General features: G+C 42.4%; 14 protein-coding genes. All 14 read left to right on the forward strand.

Annotated features, from left to right (window positions below; translation table 11 throughout):
• Positions 1–41: 41 nt before the first annotated feature.
• The gene (locus tag D0817_RS23720) at positions 42–341 is read left to right on the forward strand and encodes a PAAR domain-containing protein (protein WP_127340824.1); all 300 of its coding nucleotides are present in this window, start codon (positions 42–44) and stop codon (positions 339–341) included.
• Entirely contained in the window at positions 334–768 is a 435-nt protein-coding gene (locus tag D0817_RS23725) for a GPW/gp25 family protein (protein ID WP_127340825.1), read from the forward strand. Before D0817_RS23720 ends, D0817_RS23725 begins: the two co-directional genes overlap by 8 nt.
• A gap of 2 nt (positions 769–770) precedes the next feature.
• A complete protein-coding gene (locus tag D0817_RS23730) occupies positions 771–4,514 on the forward strand; it encodes a baseplate J/gp47 family protein (protein WP_127340826.1) in 3,744 nt (1,247 codons plus the stop codon).
• Positions 4,515–4,520: 6 nt separating this feature from the next.
• A complete protein-coding gene (locus D0817_RS23735; RefSeq protein WP_127340827.1) occupies positions 4,521–7,292 on the forward strand; it encodes a baseplate wedge protein in 2,772 nt (923 codons plus the stop codon).
• Positions 7,279–11,001: a contractile injection system tape measure protein gene (locus D0817_RS23740; protein ID WP_127340828.1), complete on the forward strand. Its 3,723-nt coding sequence runs from the start codon at positions 7,279–7,281 to the stop codon at positions 10,999–11,001. Before D0817_RS23735 ends, D0817_RS23740 begins: the two co-directional genes overlap by 14 nt.
• A 76-nt stretch (positions 11,002–11,077) precedes the next feature.
• Positions 11,078–13,582 (forward strand): hypothetical protein, encoded by a 2,505-nt coding sequence (locus tag D0817_RS23745; protein ID WP_127340829.1) that lies wholly within the window; start codon positions 11,078–11,080, stop codon positions 13,580–13,582.
• A gap of 23 nt (positions 13,583–13,605) precedes the next feature.
• On the forward strand, positions 13,606–14,439 hold the full coding sequence (locus D0817_RS23750) for a hypothetical protein (RefSeq protein ID WP_127340830.1): 834 nt from the start codon (positions 13,606–13,608) through the stop codon (positions 14,437–14,439).
• Between the two features lie 69 nt (positions 14,440–14,508).
• Complete coding sequence (locus tag D0817_RS23755) at positions 14,509–15,432, forward strand: hypothetical protein (RefSeq protein WP_127340831.1); 924 nt, start codon at positions 14,509–14,511, stop codon at positions 15,430–15,432.
• A complete protein-coding gene (locus D0817_RS23760) occupies positions 15,422–16,789 on the forward strand; it encodes an ATP-binding protein (RefSeq protein ID WP_127340832.1) in 1,368 nt (455 codons plus the stop codon). Before D0817_RS23755 ends, D0817_RS23760 begins: the two co-directional genes overlap by 11 nt.
• A gap of 62 nt (positions 16,790–16,851) precedes the next feature.
• Positions 16,852–18,135, forward strand: coding sequence for a hypothetical protein (locus tag D0817_RS23765; protein WP_127340833.1), 1,284 nt, complete (start codon positions 16,852–16,854; stop codon positions 18,133–18,135).
• Between the two features lie 119 nt (positions 18,136–18,254).
• Positions 18,255–18,812 carry a hypothetical protein gene (locus tag D0817_RS23770; RefSeq protein ID WP_127340834.1) on the forward strand — a complete coding sequence of 186 codons (558 nt, stop codon included), beginning with the start codon at positions 18,255–18,257 and terminating at the stop codon, positions 18,810–18,812.
• A gap of 204 nt (positions 18,813–19,016) precedes the next feature.
• On the forward strand, positions 19,017–19,667 hold the full coding sequence (locus tag D0817_RS23775) for a GH25 family lysozyme (RefSeq protein ID WP_127340835.1): 651 nt from the start codon (positions 19,017–19,019) through the stop codon (positions 19,665–19,667).
• A gap of 45 nt (positions 19,668–19,712) precedes the next feature.
• The gene (locus D0817_RS23780) at positions 19,713–20,480 is read left to right on the forward strand and encodes a GH-E family nuclease (RefSeq protein WP_127340836.1); all 768 of its coding nucleotides are present in this window, start codon (positions 19,713–19,715) and stop codon (positions 20,478–20,480) included.
• A 71-nt stretch (positions 20,481–20,551) separates the two neighbouring features.
• On the forward strand, positions 20,552–21,868 hold the full coding sequence (locus D0817_RS23785; protein ID WP_127340837.1) for an eCIS core domain-containing protein: 1,317 nt from the start codon (positions 20,552–20,554) through the stop codon (positions 21,866–21,868).
• Positions 21,869–21,925 lie beyond the last annotated feature (57 nt).

Here is a 21,925-nt window from a genome sequence, read left to right on the forward strand (position 1 = left end):
AAACAACAAACAACAAACAACAAACAATAAACAACAAACCCATGCCACCAGCTGCACGATTAACAGATTTTCATGAATGTCCGATGGTTACTCCTGCTGTTCCGCCGGTTCCCCACGTTGGCGGGCCAATAATTGGTGTAGGAGAACCAACGGTTCTTATCGTTGGATTACCGGCAGCGAGGGTCGGTGACATGCTGGTTTGTGTCGGGCCGCCGGATTCGATCATAAAAGGATCGGCAACTGTAATGATAGGCGGATTACCTGCCGCAAGAATGGGAGATCAGACTGCTCATGGGGGATCCATTGTCCTTGGAGCTTTTAATGTAATGATCGGTGGATAGTACAGAAGATAAAAGAGAAAACACCTTTTTAGGTTCGGGATGGGCTTTTCCCGTGTCTTTTTCTGTGGGTAATTACCAGCTTAATACGTCTTCCAATGAAACGAATATCAACGAGTCTATCAATATTATCCTCAATACCCGCAAGGGAGAGCGTACACTGGAAGCCAATTTTGGTTCCGGTTTACAGCAATTTATGTTCAGAAAAATTGATCCGAATTTAAAAGGCGAAATTATAGAAACCATCAAGTTTTCCTTATTGCGCTATGAACCCAGAATACTGGTACAGGAAGTGCGGGTTGCCACCACGGACCTGACGAATGGTGTAATCGAAATACTGATCATTTACATCTATTCGCAAACTAATACCAGACATAATTATGTATTTCCATTTCACCTGAAGGAAGGAACCAATTTATCCCGAAAATAATAATGATTGTAACCGATCAAAATAGCGCCCTGAATTCACGCAACGAAGCACTCGTTCCAAATCCGTATTTAATAGACGGAAGGACCGAGCAGGACTGGTTGTACTTTCTTACCGAATTCAGCAAGCTGATTAATTTTTATAATAATACCAATACCATCGAAGGAAACTGGAATCCGTTTTTACTGAAAGATCCTGTTTTCCTCATGGCCGCTATCTCCGGTACCAATTACAAAGGGCTGCATGGTACTTATAAAAACAGCTGTACCGAAATTCAGACTTTAATAAGCACAGAAAGCCAGGGAATTTCGAATTCCAATGCCTTGAACAAACTATTTGATCACATTACAACTATTTATAAAATCATTGAACGCTGGACGCATTATATGCAGATTGGCAACGAAAAGTACGACCTTAAAAATTATATATTCAACGAAGTTCAGACCAAACTCAGCATTGATTTCTGGGCGGTTCAGGCCTTCAGGCAATATTTGTATACGGCTCCGTCTAAAGGAATTTTTATTGCCGGTGCACCGTATAACGATTTTGCATCGTTTCAGGTTTCGCTCTGGACGATCAATAAGGATAAAAGTCCTTTCTGGGAAATTTTCGGATACGACACCGAACAAACGATCCTGAATGCACTCGATACCATCACTTCTTTTTGTCTCGGTATCCTGACGAAAATTGGGGACCGCCTGTTTGGTTTTTTAGAAACTATCATTCATCACTCTGCCAATGAATTTAAAAAATTAAGCCTTCAGAAAAGTAAATTTCCGGATACGACACTGCTGCGTTCTTTTGTAAATGTACTGAAAGTACAGCAGGACCAGCTCAACGGAATTTCTCAGAAACACCTTGATTTTTATTATAAAGACATTTTAAAACAGACCAAATTACCTGCCGCTGCAGACCGTGTCTTTTTATACGCCACACTGGCCAAAAACAATTCGGTACTGCAGTTGCCGGAAGGCACTTTATTTAATGGCGGCGTTGATGCGGACAAGAATCCCATTTTATTTGCTTCCCAAAAAGACGTCACGCTAAATCCGGCCGTGATCAAAAGCGTGCAGACCCTTTCGTACCAGGAAGCACCGAATACTTTGTCCTATAACTTACAGACTATTGCCAAACCGTCCGTGATTCAAAAGGATGAGGCCGGTAAAACGATCAGCTGGTCTGCTTTTGGAGATACAACTCCTCCGGCTGCCCCACTCTATACCGGAATTGCTTTTGCTTCTCCGATGTTGCTGTTGCGCGAAGGCCAACGGGATATCACGCTGACACTCGAATTTGATTCGGCCATTAATATAAATGAATTTCAGGGCGGCCGTTATTTCCTCAGTACCCAAATGAGCTGGCTGGAAGTCCATTTATTACCGTCTGCCTTTCAGTTAAGTACTGTGTCTGCCAACAGTCTTATCATCACTATTAGCCTTGACCCTTCTAAACCGGCCATTGAGCCCTTTCTTATCAATCCGGACGGAATACAGTCGAATTGGCCTTTGCTTAAAATGGTATTCCAAACCATTTCTAAACCCGGCACGCCTCCAAAAATACAGGCTATTACAATAGCTTTGGATATTACAGAAGTTAAAACGTTTCAATTGTATAACGATTTTGGGGAATTGAATACCAAAAATCCCTTCCCTCCTTTTGGGCCGATTCCGTTATTTAATTCTAATTTTATAATCGCGAACAATGAAATATTCAGCAAGCCGCTTACTGAATTTGTGGTCAGTATAGACTGGGATAAGATTCCGTCTGATTTCAGGACGTATTATGCTGCTTACAATAATTATATCGCTTACCCGGATGCCTCAGGCCCGGTGCTCAAAGCGAACACCAGTCTGGCCAGATTCCTGCACAGAACAAAGGAAACAGCTCCCGTGATTCTTGCGGGACCTTTTAATAATCCCTGTTTTACGGCTGCTTTTAGTATTCTGCAGGAAAAAACATGGAATAACCTGACCATGACCAAAACCACCAAACCTGTCGTGCCTCCCGTTGTAACTCCTGTTGTATCTGAAGATCAGCCTGTTTTTATTCCCGCTGAGCAGATTGTTACTGCGCTTTATTTATTTGATCCTGCAGCGGGAGATCCGAATGTGCCTTTCAACAGTACCTGCAGCAGTTATTTCGAATATAGTATCAATTCACATTCGAAAGAAGAACCGACCAGTACACTACAACCCGATCCGTACATTCAGAACCAGCCTTTCAAATTCACGGATGCCAGTTCTTCCGGATGTATAAAAATGGTTTTATCCGGAAATGAATATGGCTTTGGTTCCGAAATATATCCAAATGTCGTAGCGAATATTGCTTTGCAGAACGGCAATCTTTTCAATAAGGCAAAAGGCGACCCGGTTTCCAATTTTATCGTACCGGCCAACCTGCCTTTTGCCCCGAAAATCAAAACCTTGTCGGCAAATTACAAGGCAAGTATACGCTATCAGCTGGATGGTACTGCCGGAGATTATCCGCTGCAGTATTTTATCTATACTCCTTTTAATAATTACCAGTTGTTTGACAGTACCGATACAACCGCTACAGTAGCCAATACCGCTATTGTGGGTGCTCCGCAAACCGACCTGACAGCCGGTTTTCCGCTTTATCCGTCATTTGGTTACTCGGGAGCATTATTCGTGGAAATGGAACAGTTAATCTGCAACAGTACCTTAAATTTATATTTTGAGCTTGCCCGAAATGCAACAACGATTAGTCCCGGAGACACGGTGTCTTATTTCTACCTGAATAATTCCGGCTGGAAGGAAATAAAAGCCTTATCTGATCAGACCAATCAGTTTAAATGTTCGGGAATTATAGTACTTCCCATTCCGGAAGACTGTGCTAATAATGGCACTTTTATGCCCGGCACCAACAACTGGCTTTCCATTGTGGTGAGCGGTAAAGTGAATACGTATTCCAATACCACTTTTCTGCAAACCAACGGATTTATGGCAGAGCGCAGAGGAACGACTTTCCTGAACGATACCCAGACACCGCAGATCAGTAGCAACACGATCACCAAACCGCAAACTGCCATTCCGCAGATCGCGACACTGGTGCAGCCGTTTGCTTCCTTCGGGGGAAAAGCAGCCGAAAATAAAACCACTAAAAACCAAAGAATCAGCAACAGTATCAAAACCAAAAAAAGAGCCGTTACGCCTGCCGATTACTATATATTGATCGCTGAAGAGTTTGATACCATTTATTATTCAAAAGTGGTGCAGAAAAAATCAGACAACAGCACTACTGTTTATGTTGTCCGTAAAATAACCGATGAAAGCGACACCAGTGCGTATCTTCCGCTGGTAACGAACTGCCTTGAAAGCGACATACAAAAATTTCTAAATGACAATACCTCGCCTTTCGCTGCTGTAAATGTTTCCAATTTTAATCCGGAATACGTGACCATTACAGCAAAAATAACAGTGAAAAGCGGCTATCAGGAAACGCTGATTCAAAATACGGTAAACCTGGCGCTCAAACAGTATTTGTCCCCTTGGATAACTGCCTTTCCGTCCTGGATAGAAATCAATCAGCCGCTTATGGATTCCAGCGTAAATACGTTCATCAGGACAATTGAAGGCGTTGAGGCTGTCGAAAACATTTCTTTTTCAAGCTATACTATTGATCCCGAAACCGGAATACAAACCACTATAAAAAGCGCTAAAACGAAGCTGCAGCCTTACGGACCCGCAGCGCTTTTAGTTTCAGCAGACCAGCATACTATAACTTTTTAAATCATCATGGATAACGCTAATCACATCACCAAAAAACAGCTTCCTCCTTCCCAGGATTTTACTTTCCTGAAGGGAGAGGCGATGGATTATGTGCAAAAGCATATCGGCAGCGAATGGACGAACTTCAACCCGAGTGATCCCGGAATGACTATTGTGGACCAGTTTTGTTATGCGCTCACGGAACTGGGCTATTGTACCGATTTTAGTGTTGCGGACATCCTGACTGGTCCTGACGGCAAGATGGAAATGGAAGACCAGTTCTATCAGCCTTATGAAATTCTCACGACTGCCCCGTATACTGTCGATGATTATAAAAAATACCTGATCGATGGCGTTGATAATATCGACAATGTTACGATCCTTTGTTACAGCGATAATGTTTTCCCTTTTAATAAGGTGTATCAGGTTTATCTGTATATAGATCCGGCAATTACGGATCCGGCTGAAATTTCAGGGCTTTGCAAATCGGCCTATTACCTCTTGAATAAAAGCCGTAATCTGGGGGAAATTTTCAATACCCCAATCGCTCTGCTTCCCGTAGATTGCTGGATTGATACCAAAATTGTCCTCGAAAAAGATGCCGATCCCTCTACTGTTTTACAGGAATTGCAAACCAGTATCCGTTCTTACATATTTTCAAAAGTAACGCAGTCAGGTTACAATACCTTAAAACAAAACGGCTACACGGCCGAAGAGATTTATGACGGGCCGCAACTGGCAAACGGATGGATTTTAACCTATTCCCTAACCGATAAAAAAGATACCGTACAGGGAATCGATTTAGTACCCATCATAGCCGCTGTCAACGGTGTTGCTTCAGTATCGGGCGTGCAGCTGTATCAGAATCAGGTGCCGGTTGCGGTGCTTCAGTCCCAAATAAGCGAAATCTTGGCTATTGATGTGATGGCTTCTTTTCAAAACCAAAAACTGAGCTTAAATGCGAACGGAAAAGAGTTACCGGCCGATACTTTCGGAGCTTTACGCAGCAATATGGATCATTTTAGTGAAACTCTGGCCTGCATCAACGTTACAACCCGTCCAAAAGTGCCAAAAAGCAGCTTTAGGGACATCAACAGCTACTATTCCATTCAAAATACATTTCCGCATCAGTACGGCATTGGAGATGATACGCTGGAAGATGCCTCGCAACCTGTTCAGGTGGCACAGGCACGTCAGCTAAAAGGCTATCTGACCCTGTTTGATCAGATACTGGCGAATCAGTTTTCGCAACTGGCGAATGTTTCCCAACTGTTTTCTTTTAAAAATTCCCTTTGCGGCGCTCCTTCCGATGAAGAAACGTTTTATGCCGTAAAAGATAAATACCAGCAAAAACATCTGGAATACCCGGTGCCTTATAAAATGTTTTCCCCAAGTTACTTTTATCAGTCGCTGTATACCGTGCCTCATATTAAGCCTTTGCTGAAAGACAATACGGCTTTTAATTACAGTTCCGGCAACGAATCCCCGGCGGAACAACTGGAAAAAAGCTGGTTTGAATACCAGCAGGATCCGTACAATCCGTATATTTTTGGTTTAATGAAAATCATGGAAGAGGAAAAAACGAACCTCGACCGAAGAAACAATCTGCTGGATCACCTGCTGGCCAGACATGGGGAATCTCCAAAACTGATTGATGCGATTATACACGACACGGTGTATACCGGAGACAAAAGAAAAGACCGGATTATTTTAAAAAGCCTGTATTTGCAAAACCTCGGATTGTTGTCCTACAACAGACAAAAGGCCTACAATTTTCTGGCAGCTAAAAAAATAGCCGCTACCAGTGACGGAAACCTCGAAGTGAGCCTTCCGAAAATAAGCGACAGCCTGTTTGGCGCTATAAACGAAAATACCACCGATTTTATATTCAAATCAGAACAAATCAACAAAAAGGAGAAGCTAAACCAGTACGACTTCAATAATTTTTCGGCATTGGAACTGAAACTGAATTTATTGTTCGGGCTTAAGAACAGCTACAAAAATTTTATCTCGGCCGGACTGGACAATCAAAAAAGCAATATCGAAAATCTGTTCAACACCACTATTTACAAAACCATTCAGAAAGCTTTATGGTTTAGCGAAAACAGGCACGGAAGTCTTTTGCTGGAAACGGTTTTACTGTTGAAACCCTTAACCTTTACTCTTGAAATCGTAAAACCCAATGCCGTAAACCAGGCGTATTATACGATGAACAATCTTAGTTTTGAAACGGTCAGCAACCTGAATTATATTTTAAACGCTACCGACGAAACAACCCTGGACACGGATTTGCAGAACGGTTATCTGCTGTTTTCCGGCACCAAATATGCGGTTACGGCAGGCAATATCGCGACAGAAAGCCTAAATGATTATGTAAAAACGGCTGCTTCGAATTATTCGTTCCGTATTACGGTTTCTTCGGGCAATGAAAAGATCACTATCGCTTCTAAAGTATTCAAAAAAAGCATCTTATTAGCATTCCCTGATTTTATTCCATCCCTGCAGACCCCGGAATTCAAAAAGCGACTGAAACAATTTCTGAAACTGAACCTTCCTTTTAACGTAAGTTATGAATGCCTTTTTTTAAGCACTCAGGAATTGGAGACTTTTATTCCCGATTATATATACTGGTATGAAAGTTTGCGGTACAAAGACAAATTACTTCCGGTGCAAACCGCTTCGGGAGATACAGCCACAGTCCAAACAACCCCGGAAATAGTTATAAATCCTGTTGCGGCTGCCCTGAACCTGATCAGTAGTTTAACCTCAATTTTAGAAACAAGAAATGGAACCCATTAACAGCCATATTGTAGCACGTCTGAAGTGGGATACTACTTTTGATACCCGGGCAGAAGGATACCGCCTTCAGGAACGCCTGAGTACCTGGAGCAAAATTGCGTTGCCGGGGGAAGTGACCAGCGTATTCAATGAACTTTGTCCGCCCGAACAGAGCTGGAGAATTCAGTCTTTGGAATTAGATCTTGGTGCCTGCGATTACAACGATCTTGAATTCGATCTGGGCGTTAAGATCCGCAGTCTGCTGCGGGAAAAAATAGCCGAACTGATCATCAACCAGAACAATCAGAAACAAAACCTGATTTCGGTATACAACAAGGAAAAATCGATGCTCGAAAACCTTACTGTGTTTTTGCTGAAAGGCTATCTGCCGTGGAATTTCCAAAATAAAGAAGGTTCTGCGAATCAGATTATGGCAGAGCTGCTGCAGCACCATCCGGCCGAGATTGTTGCGATTATCAAACAAACCGGATTAACGCACGAAGAAGTGCGCAAGAGAATTTCATGGCAGTTTGACGCCAAAAATGTCAACAAAATAATTGCCGCCCTTGAACCGAATAACAGCAGTTCTATTATCGAATTTTCTTCTATCATGACGAACCTGCAGGTCAGGGAAACTATTGTTCAGACCAGTACGGCCAGTTTCAAAAAGAACCTGTATTTCTTTATTCTGAACTTTTTGCTGCTGGAGCGCGGAACGCTTTTTAATAAAATCGCTTTTATGAAAAGCAGTATCCTGCAAATGGCCAATCATTACAATATTTCATACCCGGAGCTTATTCTGTTAATCGAAAATACCATTATCAAACTGTCTGATAAGACTACCGAACATAACGATTTTATTTTCTCCCTGAAAACACTGACGCAGGAGTACGAAACTCAAAAAAAAGCACCTTACCAGGCTGAAAAAAGCATTGACTACTGGGCTCTTTTCGAACAATTGCTGACGGATAAAAAATCGCGAAAATCGAAATCGGAGAAAGATATCCTGAATGAATTAATGGCGGCACTGAACAATCAGAACAGCGCCAAACTCAGCACGCTGATCAAAAGGATTTTCGCTGCCGAAGAGGCTTTTATAGCTGTTATCGGCGATTTAGAGGAGCATGCTTTACAAATAGTATTTTCAAAACTCGACAGCAGCCCGTCTTCACTAAACAGTTATACAATACGCTACCTAAACACGTTAAGCAGCAGGCTCAAACTAAAAACAAACAGCAGACTGCTTTGGCAAATCGGCATTGCCTTTCTGATCCGGAATAAAAGTGCCGATGCTTCCGTTTTTCTGCTGCATTGCATAAAAGAGTTAAGCAAAAAGAACCATCTGAGTACCGAAGAATTGCTGGAAGCCTTTACAACGGCACAAATTCCCGCGTCATTAAAAACAACGAGCTCAGCCGTCATTTACAACCAGCTGAGTACGGCCTACTGCAATGAAATCGCCCGAACCAATTCAGATTACCCGGCCCGGCATTTCAGGAACCTGTTGTCGAAACTGGAAGTACAGCTGCAAAAAAAATCGGCGAAGAACAAGGTTTTTTCCGACTTGCAAAACGCACTGACCAGCACTATTTCCCTGCATCCGAAAATGGCTTTTGAAGTTTTGCTGTCTTACGGAAATAATGGTTTTATCAAAAAAACACTTCCGTTGCTCCTGAACCGTGACGTATTGCAGGTACTGATCAAAAAGACCGGTTATAAAAAAACGGAACTCGTGCAGACCATACAAACTGTATATGAAATTTTAAATGCAAAAGAAAAATATGAATTTCCGAAAGAGCTTCTTACCGAAGATTTGCTCCTGATAAGCGTACAGGAAATACTGCTGCATCCGGAACATGACCTTTCTTTGTTTCTGGAAACAGTGCTCATTTCCTTAGCGAAAAAAGTAACGAGTACGAAACGTCAGAATTACCTGCTGTTCATTGCTAAATTATTGCAGTCCGGAAGGGTCAGATCATTTGGTATTACCACTAAAAAAACCTTCCTGAACCAATTAAAAAACAACAGTACTATTGATATTGTGGCGATTGCCCTGCTGCTTCAGAGTACATCTCCGGAAGCTCAGGCGGAGCTGTCGCATTTACTGGTTTCGAATTTCAATGATACTGCATTCACCCAGTTGCGAAAACAGGACAAAAAACAGGGTCAGGACATCATTTCCTATTTGATGAAAAACGGAATATTCCTGAAAAATAACTGGATTAAAAACAGCACTGCTGAACTGGTTAAACAGTCGAAAGCACTTCCTAAAAATGAAATCAGCCATGAGCTGAGGGAGTTGTTCTGGCAAACCCTTCTGAACTATTCCGCTTATAAAGGAAATGAAGTCCTGTTTGGGAAAATGCTGCAAAAAGCTTTTACCGTTTATGCAAAACAAAGGGTTCTTCCTCAAAACAGCATATTCAAAAACAAAACAAAAATAATGGATACCGACACTTTTAACATACCGACAGCCCCTTATTCTTTCGCAGAAAATAACATTCTTGTTAGTCCCGAAGAAGATTTGCTGGCAGATCAGGAACTATCAGAAAGAGTAACAACTCCGGGAAATGTCCTGCTCTTTAGCGGGCAAAAACTTTCTGAAAAAGAAAAGTACGACTGGTGTTTACAAGTCATTGTCGAAAGACAGATGCCAGCTGGTTTTACAATTTCCGGGACATTCGAAATTAAAGAGGTACTGAATGAAATGATCCGCAGTGCTCCCCACCTATTCTTTAAAATAATCAAAAAAGAATTCCTTTCCGAAGCACAAAGCGACTGGCTGAGCCGAACGATCAGTTTCCGGATTTTAAGTGAAGCGGTCATTCAATCAGACCAAAGCAAAGAATCGTACCTGAGAATTCTGGAGAAGTTCTATCATGTACTGGGTGCCATTACCATTCGCGGCATCGCAGCAAAAGACATGCAGAGCCTTTTGCTGAAAAAACTGCTGAATGCTGCAGCCCACAACAACTGGAGCCTTATTTCTATTGATAAAATCTGGAACGAACTGATCTGGGAGGTGGTCACCAAAAAAGGAATTGCCAAAAAAAGCTTCCTTGCGGATATCGAAAAGCAGCTGTATCAGTTTCCCCCCTCTTTGCAGCTTAGTTTCAGGGAAGTCATTCAGTCTGAAAAACAAACCGTTCAGACGGTACAAAAAAAAGCAAGGCTTTTAAAAATCGAAAAATTAAAAATACCGCAACATCCAAAAACACCGGTAAAAGAAGGGATTACAGTCCGAAATGCCGGAATCGTACTCTTAAACGACTATATCGTAATGCTTTTTGAACGCCTCGGACTGGTAAAAGATAACGAATTTACAAGTATTGAAAATCAGATTAGTGCCGTTCAGTATCTGCAATATGTAGTGACCGGATTAACGGAAACGGAAGAAACCTATTTACCGCTGAACAAAGTACTATGCGGGTTATCGATGCTGCACACCGTTCCGGATGAAATTGAAATTACGGAAGCGAATACACAATTGATAAATGGCCTGATACAGGCGGCTATTTCGTACTGGGATGCCATTGGCGAATGTTCGGTGACCGGTTTCAGGGGCAACTGGCTGGTGCGTGAAGGAACTTTATTTGAAATGGAAGACCGATGGGAACTTACCGTAGACAAAAAGCCCTACGATGTCCTGATCAACAAATCGCCCTTTGCTTTTTCGATCATGAAATACCCGTGGATGGATAAACCGCTGCACGTGAACTGGCCATATTAGCCCATCCGGATTTAAAAATAAGAACAATAATAAACCGACCCTTGAAAATAAAAATTAATCAACTAAAAGAACAATTATGAACAGCTACAGTGAAAATCTACATTCCAGTGTATTGGCTTCATTAGAAAGCCAGGAATCGAATAAGAAAAAATTGGACTCCCAATTGAATTCTTCCATGTTTACACTTTATTATGCCGAAGGCGCTGAAATAGTGACCAACGACAAGTCTGTTACGGCAGCAAAAAAATACAATCAGTCGCAGAAAGTTAAAAAGCAGGCTACTGAAAGCAAAAATATTTCTACCAATATTGTATTGTCGGCCGGCCAGCAAAACAGCTACACGGCACAATCGGTAACCAATGTCGCCGTGAGTGCTTCCAACATTCAGATTGCGGCTAATGCTATCGTACGACTGGCAAGCGATATGGGAAGCATTTTTAGTATTGTAAATGCCGCCGACTATGGTACGCAGATTTACCAGCAAAGTTTTGAGGCGTATACGCTGATGAATACAACAGCCTATCTGGCAGAAGTAGCCTCCCAGCATGCCATGGAAACCTCCGCCTCTATTGCCGAAGTGGCCTCTTCTACCGTAGAAGACAAAGCCAAAGCTACAGACGCTTCGGTCGACAATTTACTGAAGGTGGCAACCGCCGATTTTACAGCTACAGCAGCCGTGGTAGCCGCCGAAAATGATGCCAAAGCAGCGGCAAGCGTCGTGACCAAAAATGCGCAGGGTGCCATCGAATCGAATAAGGTGGAACTTGAAGCTGCAAAAGTGGCCTACAACCTCAACAACAAAAGCCTGAACTATAACTTAAAAGTACACGTGCCTGAAGTTTTCGACGGCTCTTACAATGTATCTTTTGATTTTTACAAACCGCCGTTTAAAAGCAATGAAAAAGGGCAAAACACTTCCGCTCCTGGCCTGGACAACCCGGTAAAAAGCTACAATCTTTTCCTGGTAAAGGACAGTAAAAAATCGACCTTTTCGGCCTTAACAGCAGAAGAAGCCATGGATAATTCGCTGCAATATGTACAGATTATTCCGGCACTTACCTCACTTTCAGATACAGATCCGGCGAAAGCACTTACTGCTGCCGTGGATAATTCCAATTCTTATTTTGCTGCGCTGAATACGTCAAAACTGTCTAAAGAGAAAGTACTTCAGGCCAAAGATCAACTGCGTGATGCCAATGCTGCTTTACAAACTGCTACTAAGGAAAAACAGGATGCAGACCAAATTGTCCTGGACGGAAAAGACGAAATTGCCAAATTAACAAAAGAACTGCCTCAGGCCAAAGAAAAAGCGGCTCATACGGCTGAAGCATCCAAAAAAGATCCTAAAAACAACGATCTTTCCAAAGCTGCTGCACAGGCTGCCAAATCTCTGAGCACTTTAGAGCAGACACTTGAAAATGCAAAGCTGAATGAAACCAAAGTATTTGACGCGGCTAAAGTTGCGGCCGATAGCCTGAAAATTGCCACTGCCAATGCAGCCAATGCCAAAACAGACCTGGCAAATGCTGAATCACAGGCTGAGAATGACCAAAAAGAAGTCGAAACTGCCGGGCAACTGGTTGCCAGCTCCAAAAAAGAAGGATTCAAAAATATCCAGACTATTGATTTGGTAGATTCAGATAATGAGATGCTTGCGTTAGGCGAAAAGTATGTGATCTTTCTACTGACCATATTTACGGATGATTACAAAAAAGGGATCAACACATACGATGATTTTCTGTCAGCCCCATCGGAAACTTTTAGCTTAAAAAACACGCTGAAAGCCGTAACGGATATTGCCATAGAAAAAGAACCGGCAAAAAACATCCATATCCATCCTGACTTGCCGGTGTTGTCGCCTTATGCCATCACCTTTACTGTAGACGAGACCGATCATAAACATACCGAATACAGATGTATGTACCTGTCGTATAATGAAGACCTTTTTACCAGCAATGAACTGGATTATTTTGAAGAAAGTATCGAGGTATCTGTCATTAAGAAAGAAATCCAATACTCCAAAAATGATATTGACCAGTACAATGGTGACTTAGGGGCCGTAAAAGGAAAAATTACCCAGTTAAACGATGAGTTCAGCAAAAAAATTAAAAGCCTTGACCCGGTTAAAGACAAAGACTTAATCAAAGCACTGAATCAGGAACACAATCAGATTTTAAATAATTATACTCAGATTCAGACCGAAATCAATTCGAAATTGTTAATCGTGACTACGAAACTGGATCAGTTGTATCTTTCTTTTGAAAAAATGGTTGCTAAAAAACTGCCTAAGATCAAAAACAAAAAAGGCTTTTTCTTCAATCTGAAACTGGCCGAGAATGTTTCTTCAGGCAATTATACAACAGCCGTCCCGGTTTCTAAAAACTCCCTGACCTACGAGGCCGTAATTGACCCGACTACGACAGATAATTTTGGTAATGCGCTGATAGACGGCAAGACCTACATTCCTGTGGTGCTTTCTGTTTATTCAGGAAATGAAACAACCGAAAATCAATACAACAACAATTTATCCGATTGGGAAAACGAAGAGACGTTTCATTTTTCCATAACCAATAACCAGTAAACTAACCCGTTAAATTCTAAAATATGGAAAGTATAGCCGTAGTAAAACCAACTCCGAAAAGATATGGAATTACAGAAAAGAAAAAATCAGACCTGGATTTATTAACTTCTCAGGTAACAGACGCTCAGGCAGTTGTTCAGCAGCAGCTGACTGTTGTTTCGTCCCTTAACCAAAAAGCCATAAAATACCAGGGCTATTTAGTAGAGGCAGAAAACAGCAGAACCCAGTCGCTGAGCAACAAGCTACTTGCCGAGCAGGTCGTTCAGAATGCACTGGACCTGACCCAAAATTCGCAAATCGCCTTTTCTAAAATGACTGCTGCCAACGAAAACACCGAAGGCGTAGCCAAAGAAATAGCGGAATTGATCAATAAACTGATTTACTCGGTAGAAATTATCAATAAATTGTCGAATGTGGTGATCCGCAAAAAAGCATTAAACCCGCTTATTTCAGATGATCTGATTACTAAAATAAATGCCGCCGGAACAGACGCCAACAATGCTGTTGCCCTTACCCTTATTGCCCTGAAATCGATCTTTGCCGCGCAGTCGCTTTGTCTGGAATCAGAAGCGATCACGGCGCTGGAGCAAAAGCAGGCCTTAACGCTTTACCTGACCCTGACCGGAAAAAAGAGTGTGAACCAGCCTTTTACGCTAAAAGACAACTCCTCTATCCTGGCCCTGCTCGCTACCGCGGATATTGAGGCAAAAGCAGCCTATCTCGAAGCCAATAAAGCCAATGACGAAACCACGAGACAGCTGAATAGCGCCACTGCCAAATTAAACAAAGCCCAGGTGGAGCATCAATCGCTTCAGGCTGCTTTGGCTGCGGCAAATGCAGCTGCCCTGGCCTCTTAAGAAAACTAAAAGGTCCACTGTTGCAGTATATTTGTTTCAGTGGACTTTAATCTCTTAATCTCAGATCGTATGGATAACATCTATAAAAACTTTTACAGACAGTTTTATTTAAAAACAGCCGGCTTTATACCGACAAAGCCCTTAAGCCAAAGCCTCTTTCCCGGCGATTATTTTCAGATCAAAAATGGCGAAATTACCGTATTGGGCAATTTGTACCGCAATGCGATCATCGCTCCGGAAGATGCCGATTTAAGTGCTGCAGTGCTTTTAAATGCGTCTAACTGGAATTTTAGTGAAGGCATTTCAAAACCATACTCCGGCCGTGGATATGGCCAGACCGCTATTGAAGGACAATTTGAGTTCAGCAAGCAGATACTGGCTTTTGCGAATAAGGGAAGTTTTATCTTTAAAGCCGAAGAACCACAGTCCGTAAAAATCAATAACTGGAATGATATTCAGCAGCAGTTAATCATAAAACTGACACAGACCTTATTCTCCTTTCGTGAAATTTATATTGTAACAGAAAGTGCGACTGCTGTCGCTACCACACTGGCCATTGCCGGTGAAAAAGAAGCGGAACTGGAACTGGCGAGCGAAAGTGAAAATTTTGGACTGGTGGATATTTTCGGACAGGAAAATACCAAAACAATCCAGTCTAAGGATATTGAATACTACCATCGCGAAACCAAAAGAAAACCCGCTTATTTTAAAGCGAAAAAACTCGTGGTGCAGGAGGAAAAACTGGCTTATTTTATTAGTGATTTCATTAGTAAAACCAATAATTCGACGGAATGGACGGATACTTTCTACAATTCCAACTTTCATAACGATGCCGACCAGAATTCTCAAATGATCATGCAAAATGCACAAGGTTATTTTCTGGATATGTTACAAGCCAACGAATTGAATCCGAACACGGCCTTGTTGTATTTTAAATGGGCAGACGCCAACTTAGACGATGTCGAAAAACTCTTTGCCAATTATGGAAACTAATCCCAACTTACTGGTACTGGACAGGGAGATGGACTGGCTGCAAAAAGTAATTGATCAGGTCATCTGCAGTTACCTGCTTCAGGAAGGCCATGAAAATCACTGGATGGATATTCCGCTGCCGGAAGCCTCAGCAGAAACGGAAGGCAGTGTGTACTATCAAAAACTGGAAGAATGGAATCTGAACCTGTTCGAAAGACTTTGCCTTGCCCTGATACTGGCCCCGCAGATCAAACCGGAAGCACTGGATATTTTCTTCAGTAAAAATGCCTTGTACGATCGCGGTTTTACGGAATTTGGCGGCGTTATCAATAAAAATCACAGCGGATTTATACCCACAGGCCAGACATTGTCTTTTCTAATCACGGCGGTCAATCCGGAGTTAAAGGTGGAAATATTACAGGTTTTAAGTGCTGCTAACATCCTGGCAAAAGAACAGGTTTTGGTGCTGGAATCCACAGAATCAAGTGTGCCGCTTTTAAACCAGACCATAACGGTCAACGAGCGCTGGCTGCATTATTTTATCACCGGTACGCTACCGAGGCTCGAGCATAGTGTTTCGTTTCCCGCCCAGCAAATCACGACGAACCTCAGCTGGTCTGATCTGGTTTTGGAGAATCATGTCATGGAACAGGTGATGGAAATTAACGCCTGGCTGAATCACGGGGAAACCCTGATGACCGAATGGGGACTTGAAAACAAAATCAAAGCCGGATACCGGACGCTTTTTTACGGGCCTCCGGGAACAGGAAAAACCCTTACGGCTACGTTACTGGGCAAAAATACCAATCGCGAAGTGTACCGGGTCGACCTTTCGATGATTGTCTCCAAATACATTGGGGAAACCGAAAAAAACCTGTCGAAAATATTTGACGTCGCGCAGCATAAAGACTGGATTTTGTTTTTCGATGAAGCAGATGCGCTTTTTGGAAAAAGAACCAGTGCCTCTTACTCAAACGACAGGCATGCCAATCAGCAAACGGGTTATTTATTACAGCGCATTGAAGATTTTCCGGGCGTAGTGATACTGGCTTCCAATTTAAAGGAGAATATGGACGAGGCTTTTTCAAGAAGGTTTCAGTCGATGATTCATTTTGGAATGCCGGCTCCGGAAGAACGCCTGCTGTTATGGGAAAATGCCTTTTCCGGAAAATGTAAACTCGATCCTGCTATTGATCTCGAAAACATTGCAGAACAATACGAACTCGCTGGTGGTGCCATTATAAATGTATTACGCTATTGTGCCCTGAAAGCCATTCAGCAAAACGAAACCATAGTGGGTTTTCAGGATTTGCTGGAAGGTATCAGAAGGGAATTTAAGAAAGAGAACCGCACGCTGAGTGTTACGCAAATGAATTAATTAGATGTTTCTTTCAAAAAATAATTATCAAAAAATCAATTTAATAAAACAAACCTTTTATTATGGAATCAACTACAAATTGGGTCATTGACCAGTATAAAATTACGGTTAACGGTCAGCCATTTTTTGGCAACGGAGTAAGTTACGCCCCTGTACCCTGGGGAACTTGTCCGGATTTTGTTCCCTACGGAGATTTTACAATCAACACCTGGAGCTCGATATGGAGAAGAGATCTGGAAGTGATGAGAGCCAATGGAATCAATCTTTTAAAAACCTACAATACCCTGGACTCTGCACAGCTCATAGCGGGGGGGAAACCCGGGAACTGGGACCACGATCACAAAGCATTTCTGGATGCCTGCTGGAACAATGGCAAAAATCCTATTTATGTTTTAATGGGTTACGGACCACCCAAAGAAAAGCAGTCAGCTTTTCTGCCTGAAACATGGCCGGAAAAGAAAAATGTGGATTTGCGTGCTTCTTTCAAAACAGGTTTACTTAACCTGGCGTCTGCCTGGGGAGCCTATCCTGCAGTAATGGGGTTTGCAATGGCAAATGAAGTTAATGCAGAGAATGTAATCCAAAATCCATTGTTTTTTAAATACTGGAATGAGGTTGCCACAGCCATTGGCAGTGCCGTTCCGGGGAAGCTGACCACATTGGTAAATTCTGATGACAGCATGCATACTGCCACTAAAGGAAACTCCTATATAACGGCTGCCAATTTCTTTTGGGGTTATAATGTATATCGGGGAGACTGGACTCACGCAAATGGGTTTGGTGATTTATTCTCCACATACAAAACAGCAACTGCTGCGAATCCTCGCCCCTTAATGCTTACCGAATGGGGAGTTCCTGCTTCTACGCATGATGCTGCAGGAAATATTCAGGCGATGAATGCCACGCAGATGGATAATTTAGTAACTTATGTTACCGGTCATTATAACGATATGGTCGCCAATCGTTCTGATAGCGGTACGGGAGTTTGTTGTGGAGGTACCTATTTTGAATGGACGGATGAATGGTGGAAAGCAGATCCTGATGGTACAAAATGTCTGGAAGCTAATGCAGCACCGACCTGCAACTCCGGTGTGTGGAATCCAGGGCCTAACATGGCTTTTGTACCCCATTTCCCCGGAAACTATTACGACGAGGAAGCATTCGGATTGTTTTCCATTACTCCGGTGAGCCCCGCTACCAGAAAACCTGTCGAAAAAGATGGATGTATCGGTCCATGGAATCCGGACGCTAATGCACCCTATGCACCTGATGTACTAACGGAAAGACCACATGCCAAAGCTTTATTTACAGCCATGTTAGGTTTTAAAAAGGCTGCAGCTCTTTAACTTAATAACAGTGTGGCCGAGATGAGCTTCAAACCACACTGTTTTTTATGTCATTTTTGAATTCAAAAGCGGATCATACCGATGCAAAAATTAAGTAGGAGGAAAAATAGAAGCGGATTATGAAAAATATTGAAAATACACCTGCCCTTCCGCTTTCCAAAAAGCATTTTTATCATCATAAAACAGAGCTTAAAATGGGAAACTGGAAAAACAATTTCGATCTGAATTATACCCGGACCCTTATTGCAATTGCACTGAATCATTGCTGCAAATATCATGATCTCATCATCAATGGTTATTTAATCACAGCAAAGAGCCTGTATTTAGTAGCCAAAACACATGAAAAGTCAATGGATATGATGCTGAATAAAATAGAGGATCACATCAACCTCCTGTTAAAAGAGGATAACCGAATCGTAAAAAACAAGAAATACAATATTGATTTTATACTGGACGATGAGGATGTTTTTTTTGAGATTCAGGAGCCCTTTTTTAAAGTATATCCTTTAAAAAACGACTATATGATTCCCCTCATTACCGGTAAAAAAATTGAGCTGCCTTATTACGACCGGAGACTTGAAGCTTTAAAACAGCTGGTGCACCATCATCCGTTTTGTTCCGCTGTTGATTATTCGGGGGCAATCGGGCCGGTACAGGTAAGCTTAATACAAGATTAAAAAAACAACTCTTCAGGTATAATTAAAAAGTAGGATCAGGCTGAGTGAAGTCGAAGCACTTTCCGTCTAAAAAGCCTTCGACTTCGCTCTGGATGCCCTTCGGCTTCGCTCTGGATGACATTGATTTCTAAAAAGAATGTGCATGACAAAAATAATACACTAATAATCCAGCCTAAAGGCATTTAACCAACCAAAAATCAAACTATGAGTACAGCACCAGCAATAGCCGATAATTTTACCGTTTTTGGAATTGATATTTCAAAATACCAGGGAGACGAAATCAATTTTCTGAACAAACAGTCCGACGGCCTCACTTTTATCATCTGCAAAGCGACAGAAGGCATTACCTATACTGATTCCAGTTTTAAAACCAACTGGCCGGCAATTCAGGCAAAAGGTTTTGTGCGCGGTGCTTATCATTTTTACCATTGTGATGATGATCCCGCCAAACAGGTCGCTAATTATCTGGGAGTCATTGGTGAAGTTGAAAAAACCGGTTTCCCTCCTATTGTTGATTTTGAAGAAACCAGTATCGATCCCGGGATTGATAAAACTGCCATACAGCCCAATTTACTGCAATTCTTAACGCTGTTGGAGCAAAAAACAGGACGAAAACCACTTATTTACACAGACAATAACACGGCAAATGCCTATCTGACAGATCCTGCTTTTGCCGCGTACAAATTGTGGATAGCCGATTACAATGCCACACTCACTTTACCAAACGTCTGGAAATCCCAGCCGTGGACATTATGGCAAAAATCTGCGAACTATACCTTAAATAACCAGTTAAATGATTTTGATGTTTTTAATGGAGATGCCGCCGCTTTTGCAACATTCATCCAAAACAGTTAAAATGCGCTGCATAACAGGAAATTTTTCACTTTAAAAAAGCAGGAAATGGCAAGACATCAGGAGAAAATAGCCGAAAACAGAATCACGTTCACTGCTGCGAATGTAAATCACGGCAGTGCTGCCCTACAGCTCAAAGACAATCGGGAGTTGTCTCCTGTTCAGAGAAAGCTACAGGAGATAACAGGCAATAGTTCTCCTGCACAGGCAACTGTTCAGCTGCAAAGAAAAACTTTAGGTAATGGAGTCATTCAATTCGGCAAGAAAAATGAAAAAGACGACGATGACTATCTGCCGCCGCAAGGCAAAAAGCAAAAAAGATTCAGCATACCGAAACGAATTACTGAAAAAGTTATAAGACGCACCGCGCATAAACGTGCCCACACCAACAGCAAATACAGTCATGTTTTTACGTGTCCTGCCTGCAGACGCCCATTGGCGGCCATAAAGAAAGGGAAGAGCACTATGGACCTGACGAAGTTTGCCTATACGAGTAAGGGAGGAAACAGACACAGCCTGCGGGCCTTAGCCCTGGATCATTACCCCGCATGGGCAGGACGAGAACTCGCACTGAAAGCAAGAGGAGCTACTCCAGAAGAAATAAGAGCGGATCATAACGATCCGTCGCGTTTAAGGGCTATATGCAAAAAATGCAACGAGAGCCATAAATACGAGAAAAGAAAAAAGCTCGGGTACGAAAGTGAGGACGATGAAGAAGGCTATGTTACCGATGACGGGGAACATGAAAACAAAGGCAACTACAAGGATTTTCGTAAAGATCCGCCCCTGACCCGGGTTCCGGTGGCGCAGGCATAGCTGTCTGAGGCAACCAGATAATCGGCTTACCTTAAATGATAGAGAACCGCTAATGTAATTTTATAAATACTATGAAATACGCAAAGGATAAAACAGAGACCAAACAGCTTACCTCTTCCGCCGGAAACTTAAAAGGTAATAAAGCAATCGAATTGCAGGACAATCGTTCTGCTTCCATTCAAAGAAAAAGCAATAACACCGGCCTGCCTGATGCTTTAAAAAACGGAATGGAGAGCCTGAGCAATAAAAACCTGGATCATGTCAAAGTACATTACAATTCCTCCAAACCGGGTACTGTACAAGCTCTTGCGTATGCACAGGGTTCAAACATTCATTTGGCACCGGGGCAGGAAAAACATTTGCCCCACGAATTAGGCCATGTGGTACAGCAAATGGAAGGACGTGTAAAACCGACCATGAAGGTTGGCGGCACACCGGTAAATAATGATCCGGCACTGGAACAGGAAGCAACCCATATGGGCCAGCGTGCCATTCAGCGCGCCAGCATTTCGCGTCCTCCGGAAAATGCCAAAACCATGCAGGCAAAAAAAACGCAGGAAGACCACACGGCCCAATTTCAATCCATGGACCATCTGGGTGTCCCGGGTGTCAATTATGCACTGATGAGTCAGGCGGATTATGGAAAATGGCAGGGAACCGTTCAGGCAAAGGCTATGAGTGGTGTCAGCCATGCCGGCAATCAGGTTGTGGTGACACAATTTCAAAACTCAGACGAAGTACAACAATATTTTTTAGGGAGCACTGCTGTCTCCGTATTTTTACTTCTGGAAGGATCATTATCAGTGGCTGCCGGTATAGCAACCCTAAAATTATCTAAAGATGGGTTCACTCCGGGTCTTATAGCCATACTTGTAGGATCCGAAAAAATTATTCGTAGTTTGTTGACTTATTTTAGTGGCGATGAGGCTGGTCCCTTCCATAAAATAGGTATGAATCTACTTCGTATGATTGAAGCTACTACAGCACTTGTAGGTGCTTCCTTGACTGTCAATCCATTAGGACTGGCATTTAGTATTACAAAAATATTGCGCTCAGTAATGCATTTCGTGAGTGATTTTCTGGATAAAAACAAGTATCCCGGAGGTCAAAAAGCAGCCACTATCCTCGCAGCAGCTCTACATGCGATCGAGGTCCTTATAACCTATGGATCAGGTGGTATAGATCTTCACAATGGCATTCACGGAGGAAACGCACTCAAAACTGTAACTGGTAGTTTAAGTCTTGGAGTGGCCACTTCCAAAGGTGTGAGAACAGCCGATCAGAGTCATAAAGCTCAAAAAAAGTATAAAACTCCAACAATAGGACAATTGGAAGATGCACAAATACAAAAACCAAAACAAACAGAAGAAACAGGTCTTTTACCTTAATCTTTTAATGCCGACTGTAGCACATAAAAAATAAATTTCAGACTACTTTGTCTTCTA

Origin of the sequence: Flavobacterium cupreum (genome assembly GCF_003996965.1) — a bacterium.
In the GTDB taxonomy this organism is placed as follows: domain Bacteria; phylum Bacteroidota; class Bacteroidia; order Flavobacteriales; family Flavobacteriaceae; genus Flavobacterium; species Flavobacterium cupreum.